Annotated in this window: 9 protein-coding genes and 1 pseudogene; 2 read left to right on the forward strand and 8 right to left on the reverse strand. The window is 41.1% G+C overall.

What is annotated here, in order from left to right; translation table 11 throughout:
* Positions 1-15 precede the first annotated feature (15 nt).
* Positions 16-1356, reverse strand: a complete 1341-nt coding sequence (glnA, locus tag AC4J95_RS11440) for a type I glutamate--ammonia ligase (protein WP_316405645.1) — start codon at positions 1354-1356, stop codon at positions 16-18.
* Positions 1357-1404: 48 nt separating this feature from the next.
* Positions 1405-1785 (reverse strand): MerR family transcriptional regulator, encoded by a 381-nt coding sequence (locus AC4J95_RS11445; RefSeq protein ID WP_316405646.1) that lies wholly within the window; start codon positions 1783-1785, stop codon positions 1405-1407.
* 193 nt (positions 1786-1978) lie between these two features.
* On the opposite strand from AC4J95_RS11445, the gene AC4J95_RS11450 reads away from it, so the two are divergent.
* The gene (locus AC4J95_RS11450) at positions 1979-2152 is read left to right on the forward strand and encodes a hypothetical protein (protein ID WP_494549989.1); all 174 of its coding nucleotides are present in this window, start codon (positions 1979-1981) and stop codon (positions 2150-2152) included.
* A gap of 32 nt (positions 2153-2184) precedes the next feature.
* On the opposite strand, the gene AC4J95_RS11455 is transcribed toward AC4J95_RS11450, so the two are convergent.
* The 5 genes from AC4J95_RS11455 to AC4J95_RS11475 form a co-directional block, all read right to left on the reverse strand.
* Complete coding sequence (locus AC4J95_RS11455; RefSeq protein WP_494549990.1) at positions 2185-3438, reverse strand: methionine gamma-lyase family protein; 1254 nt, start codon at positions 3436-3438, stop codon at positions 2185-2187.
* On the reverse strand, positions 3422-4666 hold the full coding sequence (hflX, locus tag AC4J95_RS11460; RefSeq protein WP_316405649.1) for a GTPase HflX: 1245 nt from the start codon (positions 4664-4666) through the stop codon (positions 3422-3424). Before hflX ends, AC4J95_RS11455 begins: the two co-directional genes overlap by 17 nt.
* Before the next feature lie 100 nt (positions 4667-4766).
* Positions 4767-5702, reverse strand: a complete 936-nt coding sequence (gene miaA / locus AC4J95_RS11465; RefSeq protein ID WP_316405650.1) for a tRNA (adenosine(37)-N6)-dimethylallyltransferase MiaA — start codon at positions 5700-5702, stop codon at positions 4767-4769.
* Positions 5699-6433 carry a glycerophosphodiester phosphodiesterase gene (locus AC4J95_RS11470; RefSeq protein WP_316405651.1) on the reverse strand — a complete coding sequence of 245 codons (735 nt, stop codon included), beginning with the start codon at positions 6431-6433 and terminating at the stop codon, positions 5699-5701. Before AC4J95_RS11470 ends, miaA begins: the two co-directional genes overlap by 4 nt.
* An 81-nt stretch (positions 6434-6514) precedes the next feature.
* A complete protein-coding gene (locus AC4J95_RS11475; protein WP_316405652.1) occupies positions 6515-7030 on the reverse strand; it encodes a hypothetical protein in 516 nt (171 codons plus the stop codon).
* A 305-nt stretch (positions 7031-7335) separates the two neighbouring features.
* Here AC4J95_RS11475 and clpP point away from each other — a divergent pair, with 305 nt between their 5' ends.
* Positions 7336-7929, forward strand: a complete 594-nt coding sequence (clpP, locus tag AC4J95_RS11480) for an ATP-dependent Clp endopeptidase proteolytic subunit ClpP (protein WP_316405653.1) — start codon at positions 7336-7338, stop codon at positions 7927-7929.
* A 30-nt stretch (positions 7930-7959) separates the two neighbouring features.
* Here the strand turns inward: clpP and AC4J95_RS11485 are convergent.
* Positions 7960-8112, reverse strand: a pseudogene (locus tag AC4J95_RS11485) (IS5/IS1182 family transposase); the annotation flags it as partial.

The raw sequence follows: 8112 nt of genomic DNA on the forward strand, positions 1-8112 counted from the left end.
TTTTGCGAGTTAGGATTAATAAAGCTCTAAGTACTGATCACGTTCCCATTCAGATACTGTTTGACGGAATGCTGCCCATTCCATGCGTTTTGCTTCATTGAAGTTCGTATAGATATGGCTTCCTAGTGCATCAATCATGATTTGATCTTCACGCAATGCTTTAATCGCATTATGGATTGTAGAAGGTAAATCGTAAATTTCTGCCTCTTTACGTTCTTCTTCAGTCATCACATAGATGTTGCGGTCAACTGCTGCTGGAGGAGTCAAATCATTGCGAATACCGTCTAAGCCAGCCTCTAATAGAACAGCCATTGTCAGATATGGATTAGCTGCTGGATCAACTGAACGTAATTCCAAACGAGTTGATAAACCGCGAGATTCTGGGATACGAATCAATGGCGAACGGTTACGTCCGCTCCAAGCCACGTAAACTGGGGCTTCAAAGCCAGGAACCAAGCGCTTGTATGAGTTAACGATCGGATTACATACTGCCGTGTACGCCCGCGCGTGTTTCAAAAGACCTGCTAAGAATTGGTAGGCAGTTTTGCTAAGTTTCATTGGACCATCTTCATCGTAGAAGACATTGCCTTCATCATTGAACAATGACATGTTGCAGTGCATACCAGAACCATTGATTCCATAAAGTGGTTTTGGCATGAATGTCGCATGTAAGCCATGCTTACGAGCAATCGTTTTAACAACTAATTTGAAGGTTTGGATATTGTCGCATGCTTCAATTGCATCTGCATATTTAAAGTCGATCTCGTGTTGTCCAGGAGCTACCTCATGGTGAGAAGCCTCTACTTCAAAGCCCAAGCTTTCAAGTTCTAACACAATATCACGGCGGCAGTTTTCACCTAAGTCAGTTGGTGCAAAATCGAAGTATCCACCTTTGTCATTTAAGTCCAGTGTTGGGTCGCCATTTTCATCCATTTTGAATAAGAAAAACTCTGGCTCAGGTCCTAAGTTAAATGAAGTGAAACCAAATTCCTCCATTCCTTTAAGGATACGCTTCAAATTCCCACGTGGATCCCCAGGGAATGGTGTACCATCCGGGCTGTAAATATCACAAATCAAACGACCTACTTTTCCATGATCACTTTCCCATGGGAAAATCATCCAAGTAGACAAATCTGGGTATAGGTACATATCGCTTTCTTCAATACGAACAAACCCTTCAATAGATGAACCGTCGAACATCATTTTGTTGTCTAAAACTTTTTCCAATTGGCTAACAGGTACTTCAACATTCTTGATCGTTCCAATAACATCAGTAAACATCAGACGTAAAAAGCGGACGTTTTCTTCATCTACAATTCGTTTGATATCTTCTTTACTTAGGTCTCTTTTCGGCATAATATCTAATCCCTTCCTCGCACTTCATTTTTTTATATTCCACAATCACTATAGCTTAGGCCCTTGCGATTGATATGGATTTTGTTGATGTAACCCACCTTGAGTCAGCATTTCATCATAAAAAATACGACGAACATCTTTGTCAGTCAATGGTGGTTTCTCTTTGGCAGCTTTGACCTCTTCTTGACGCATTTGGTAGACACGCTTGATTCCTGCCATATTCAGTCCATCAGATAAATAATCTTTTATTTCCAGCAGCACATCAATGTCATTTAGAGAATACATCCTACGGTTGCCTTCACTTCGTTCCGGGTGAATCAATTCTTGCTCCTCATAGTACCGAATCTGCCTTGCAGTCAAATCTGTTAACTTCATAACCGTACCAATTGGAAAAACAGCAAGCGAACGTCGCAATTCTTTTTCCCGCATAACATCTCCTCCTTGTTTTTTGATGTTGAAAAAAGGATACCATCCGATAGACCAGTCGTCAAGGGTTAATGTTAGATTTCCTTACATAGATTTTCCGAACGTTCGCTTTTACAATAAAAACCCCATGAAATCAATCTTTTCAGAACTATCAAAAATTTGTTATACTAGAAGAAAAATTGAAGCGGGTGTGAAAATGGATAAATTTATGATTGGCGAATCCGTTCAAATAAAGCAAGGGTTTCAAATGGCAGGTTATTTAGGGATCATCGTAAAGTATTTTGAAAAGAACCATACCTATCTGATACGCTTTAGTCCTGATCAAGAACTGCTCTTCCCAGAGGAAGCTTTTGAAGTGAAAAGATCATAAAAAAAACCGAAATCAAATGATTTCGGTTTTTTTTATTGATGATAAACTTCATTCACCGCATTTGTTACCGCAACTTTGACATGTTCAAAAGTCAATCCACCTTGCAAATATAAGGAATAGGGCTCTCTTAATGGTCCGTCAGCACTCAATTCAATACTTGCTCCTTGAATAAATGTCCCAGCCGCCATGATGATGTCATCTTCATATCCAGCCATGTAAGATGGGATCGGCGCAACATAAGCATCAATCGGTGAATATTTTTGGATTGCTTGGCAAAATTGGATCATCTTCTCACGATCGCCAAAATCAATCAGTTGGATCAAATCGGTCCGTGGCTGATCCCATTTAGGTGTGGAATGTAACTGATATTCAGCCAGCAATGCTGAAGAAAAAACCGCTCCTTGAATTGCTTGACTGACGACATGAGGCGCCAAGAAAAAGCCTTGAAGCATATCAAAAACACTTCCAAGCATCGCTCCACCCTCAGCACCAACGCCCGGGGTGGTTAAGCGATAGGCACAGCGTTCAATCAATTCTTGCCTTCCAACGATGTATCCACCTGTTTTAGCGATACCGCCACCAGGATTTTTGATCAGTGAACCCGCCATCAAATCTGCACCAACTTGAGTCGGCTCCAGTAACTCAGCAAATTCGCCATAACAATTATCAACAAAGATCACGACATGCGGTGCTATGCTTTTGACAAAATCACACATCTCTTTAATCTTCTCAATCGTGAATGACGGACGTGAAGCATAGCCGCGAGACCGTTGGATCGCAACAACCTTTGTTTTGTCGGTGATTTTTTCCTTAACACCTGCAAAATCAACGCTGCCATCTTCCAAAAGGTCCACTTTATCATAACCAATATTGTATTCCTTGAATGAACCGATGCCGTTTCCTTGGATACCGATCACTTCCAACAATGTATCATAGGGTGTACCTGTAATATACAGCAGGTCATCTCCGGGGCGCATCACTCCGAATAGAGAGGTAGCGATTGCATGGGTGCCTGAAACGATTTGCGGGCGAACCAATGCGGCTTCCGCTCTAAAAGTTTGAGCATAAACAGCTTCCAGCACATCTCTTCCCTGATCATCATTCCCATAACCTGTCGAAGGGAGAAAATGACTTTCTGAGACATGATTTTCCCGAAATGCGCCTAGTACTTTTGCTTGATTCGACAGAGCTATTTCTCTAACTTCCTGTAATCTATCAGCGATTTTTTGATCAATATGATCGATTTTCTCAACCAGCTCTGGTGCTAGATTAGTTGTCCAATTCATCTTCCATTCTCCTAATCCAAAGAGACTTTTTCTTAGCGAATCCTCGAACGATGTACTGTTCTTTTTCTTCATCAAAGTTTTCACTCAAGACAAGGGTCTCTCGTTTCATCTCACTTAACGCCTGACCTTCATTTGCATTCAGGGTCAGCATATATGGTTCCAATAAGTTCATGATTTCCCGCTTGATCGCTTCAGCCAACAGCTCCTTACCCTTATTGGTCTTAGCAGAGATCAACACGCTAGGGAACAAGGTCGGTGTGAAGGAAAAATCATCGATTCGATCAGCCTTATTATAGATCGTAAGCATAGGAATATCATCCATTTCGAGTTCTTTTAGCAAATCAATGACGGTCTTTTCTTGTTGTTGACGATCTTCAGCACTGGCATCGACAATATGTAACAAAAGATCCATTCCTTTACTTTCTTCCAAGGTGGACTGAAAGGCATCGACTAATTGAGTCGGCAAATCTTGAATGAATCCAACTGTATCCGTGATGGTTGTTTCCATCCCCTGAGGCAAATGCCAGCGTTTTGTAAGCGGGTCTAAGGTCGCGAACAATTGATCTTCCGAATACGTATCGGCATTCGTTAATAGATTTAAAATGGTAGACTTCCCGGCATTGGTGTAGCCGATCAGACCCATTTGAAAAATACTCGATTGCTGCCGTTTTTGACGGCTTCGTTCACGATGTGCTTCAACTTCTTTTAATTCTTTTTTTATTGCAGAAATCCGACGGCGAATGTGGCGCCGATCTGTTTCCAATTTTGTTTCACCGGGACCACGAGTACCAATCCCACCACCAAGACGAGACAAGCTGTGTCCTTGTCCAACAAGCCGCGGTAGTAAATAGTCTAACTGCGCCAATTCAACTTGGAGTTTTCCTTCCTTGGAACGTGCGCGCTGGGCAAAAATATCCAAAATTAACTGGATACGATCAATGACTGGTACACCAACTTGTTCTTCAATAGTTTGGCTTTGACGCGGGGATAGTGCATGGTTGAAGATTACTAATTCTGCTTCATGAGCTTCCACAAGCTGTGTCAGCTCCTCCAATTTTCCCTTTCCGATGATCGTTTGGCGATCAACTTTGGGGCGTTTTTGAGTTAATGAAAAAACTATCTCGCCATGAGCCGTTTTCGTTAGTCCGGCCAACTCATGCATTGATTCTAAATAGTTATATTTACTCTCGTCTGTCTCGACGCCGACTAAAATGACTCTTTCTGACAATCCGTTTCCTCCTATTTATTGATAATATATTTTCCATGCAAAAAAACTCGGGTTTGTTCTTTGATGATCTACCTTATTATTTTGATAATTACGCGAACTCTCAATCCTCATCTATTGACGGTTCGTCTATTAACCATTTTGCAATATCTGTTTCGATCTCTTTAATTGTTTCCGGCTGATGGACGAGGTCATACCAATGAACCGACATGCGATTGCGAAACCAGGTCAACTGACGCTTAGCATATCGGCGTGAATGTAGCTTTACTTCTTCTAGGGCTGTATCCAGCGAAATCTCGCCTGAAAAATAGGGAAATAATTCTTTATAACCGATTCCCTGTGCCGCTTGCACATCAGGTGTTTCCGCTAATTGTTTGGCTTCATTTAACAATCCTTGTTGCACCATAAGGTCGACACGTTGATTGATCCGATCGTACAAAACAGCCCGATCTGTATTAAGGCCGATCAAAAAACTATCATAAAGTTTTTGTGGCTGTTCTTTGGGTGCCAATATTGAATGTCCGGTCAGTTGGAAAACCTCTAACGCTCGAATCATTTTTTTGCGATTATTGTAATGAATCTTTTCTGCAGCTAGTGGATCTTGGGTCTGCAATTTTTCCCATAAGGCTTGGTTGCCTTTTTCTGCGGCGTATGCCTCTAATTCTTTTCGCAACGAATCATCTTCTGGTTCACCTTCACTGCCGAGCTTGTAATCCCATAATAAAGACTGGATATACAGCCCTGTTCCACCAACAATTATTGGCAGCTTTCCGCGGCGACTGATATTCTGAATCGCCTGTCTGGCGGTCGCCTGAAAATCCGCCGCTGAGTAGCTTTCATCAATATCGCGAACATCAATCAAATGATGGGGAATCCCTGCCATCTCTTCTTCCGTGACCTTCGCTGTACCAATATCCAATCCTCGATACACCTGCATAGAATCGCCGCTGATAATCTCGCCATTAAAACGTTTTGCCAGATCAATACTCAAACTTGTTTTACCTACAGCAGTCGGTCCTACAATCGCAATCACTTTCATTGATTGTACCTGCTTCTAGTCCGAATTGCTTTTTCCGGAAAGTCGGTAATAACCCCTGCTAAATTCTTTTCAAAACAGGTCATCAACGTTTCATATAGATTTGGTGTCCACGGACGGATCGCTTTGGTAAAATTGTTTACGATTTCTGGATGTTGTTTTACCCAATCAGAGCTTGGATGCAGTCCTTCAATAAAATCCGTGTCTAAAACGATTTGATATTTTTCCAAGTCGTTTTTCTGAATCAGATCGTATTGCGCCTCTGGTTCATACTCATGCATAATACGTAACGAATCAAGATTAAAACTTGCGTACCAATAGGTAAAAGGCCACTCTTTACTGGTCATGACATCTGAGATCTTTTCTTCGATTCCTGGGTAGTGGAATTTATTGGTCTTGATCTCGATACATAAAAAACCGCGGAACCTCATCTGCAGCAATAAGTTCAATACCTCTTGTAAGGTTGAAATCTTTGTCGCTTGATATTTCTTATCGAACCAGCTGCCGGCATCTAATTCCTTGATTTCCTCCAGCGTCATTTCCCGGATCAACCCTTTTCCATCCGTGGTACGATCAACGCTTTCGTCATGAATAACGACTAATTGCTGATCCGCTGTTAGATGGACATCCAGTTCGATACCGTCTGCACCAGTTCTTACTGCTTCCATAAAGGCAGGCAACGTGTTCTCTGGATGAGTTCCAGCACTCCCGCGATGGGCAATAACTACTGTCATCTATTCTTCACCTCGTTCGTAATCACAAATTTTTGTGTAAAACTATTTAACTGTATTTCCCCGCCAAATGTATGAACAGACTTATTGTACGTTGAAATAGCGCAAGGGTTGTTTAGTTGAACGAGATAATTGTTGTTTTTTCTCGTCTAAAATCTCAATCAGCTGCTCAGAGAAAGTCTCCATAACAATGCGACCGCCCTTATACGTGTAACCACCGATTTTAACTGTTTCTTCAGGTGATAAAATAACCTTCCGATGCGAAATATTTTTGAAGAATTCTTCAATCAAATAATTTGGTAAATAAAAATTATTTTGGGATGTAAAGGAATTTAAATAAATGAAATCATCAATCGTGATATAGCAATCATCAAATGAGTTGAACGTTACGTAATCCTGCATAAGAACGTTTCGTTTAGATAAAATCTCATTGACCTTTTTGTTCAAGAGATTAATCGTTTCAATTTCCTTTACCTGATGTTCCAGCTCTCTTTCACGTTTATGGCGCAGGTCGATATACTTAAAAACAAAGAAGACTGCAATTCCTGTAATACCTGCCCCGATCAATACGCCGATTAGTCCAATAAATGCGATTTCCACGCTTTTCCCTCCTATTTCTTATTGCTGGAATTATTTTTTCAAATAAAACCTAACGTCAGCACGTCTATCATTTCACTAAAAATGTTACTTTCTTCCACATTGCAAAAGTGAAACTGACATCCGGTTCTCTGCGCTATTAATAGTACCATATTTTCATGTTTCTAGGATAGCTAGACCCGCTTAAAAAAAACAAGCCTTCTATTTGACCAAAACTGACCAACGTTGTATACTTTCTTTATGTTTTAGCAATCTAACCCTGTTTGTGCTAAAATAATTTACGAACAATATTTTAAGGAGGATTCACTATGAATTTAGTTCCTACAGTCATTGAACAATCATCTCGTGGCGAACGTGCTTACGACATTTACTCTCGTCTTTTGAAAGACCGCATCATCATGTTAAGCGGAGAAGTAAATGACGATATGGCGAACACTATCATCGCCCAATTACTCTTCTTGGATGCCCAAGATTCTGAAAAAGATATTTATCTTTACATCAACTCACCAGGCGGCAGTGTATCTGCCGGCTTAGCAATTTTTGATACGATGAACTTTGTTAAGGCTGACGTACAAACAATCGTCCTTGGTATGGCAGCTTCAATGGGAAGCTTCCTATTAACTGCTGGTGCAAAGGGCAAACGTTTTGCTTTGCCAAATGCCGAGATCATGATTCATCAACCTCTTGGCGGAGCTCAAGGTCAAGCGACTGAGATCGAAATCGCTGCTCGCCATATCTTAAAAACACGCGAACGTTTGAACAATATCTTGTCTGAACGTACTGGACAACCAATTGAAGTCATTGAACGTGATACAGATCGTGACAACTTCATGACCGCCGAAGAAGCGAAAGCATACGGCTTGATCGACGAAGTAATGGAAAACAGCAGCTCTTTAAGCTAAGCGATTAAAAACCGAGGATTCTTCCTCGGTTCAGACTGTAGACAAAAGACGTCTCGAACTCGTAATTTGAGTTTGGGACGTCTTTTTATCTGATTTCTTTCGAAATTCAGGACAAAAAAATAAAGGCTCCTTACCTTTCCATAGCCAGGTGGCTAATTTCTTTAAATTCATTGCAGCAAACAC

It is taken from the genome of Enterococcus sp. GPZ-007 (assembly GCF_059374735.1).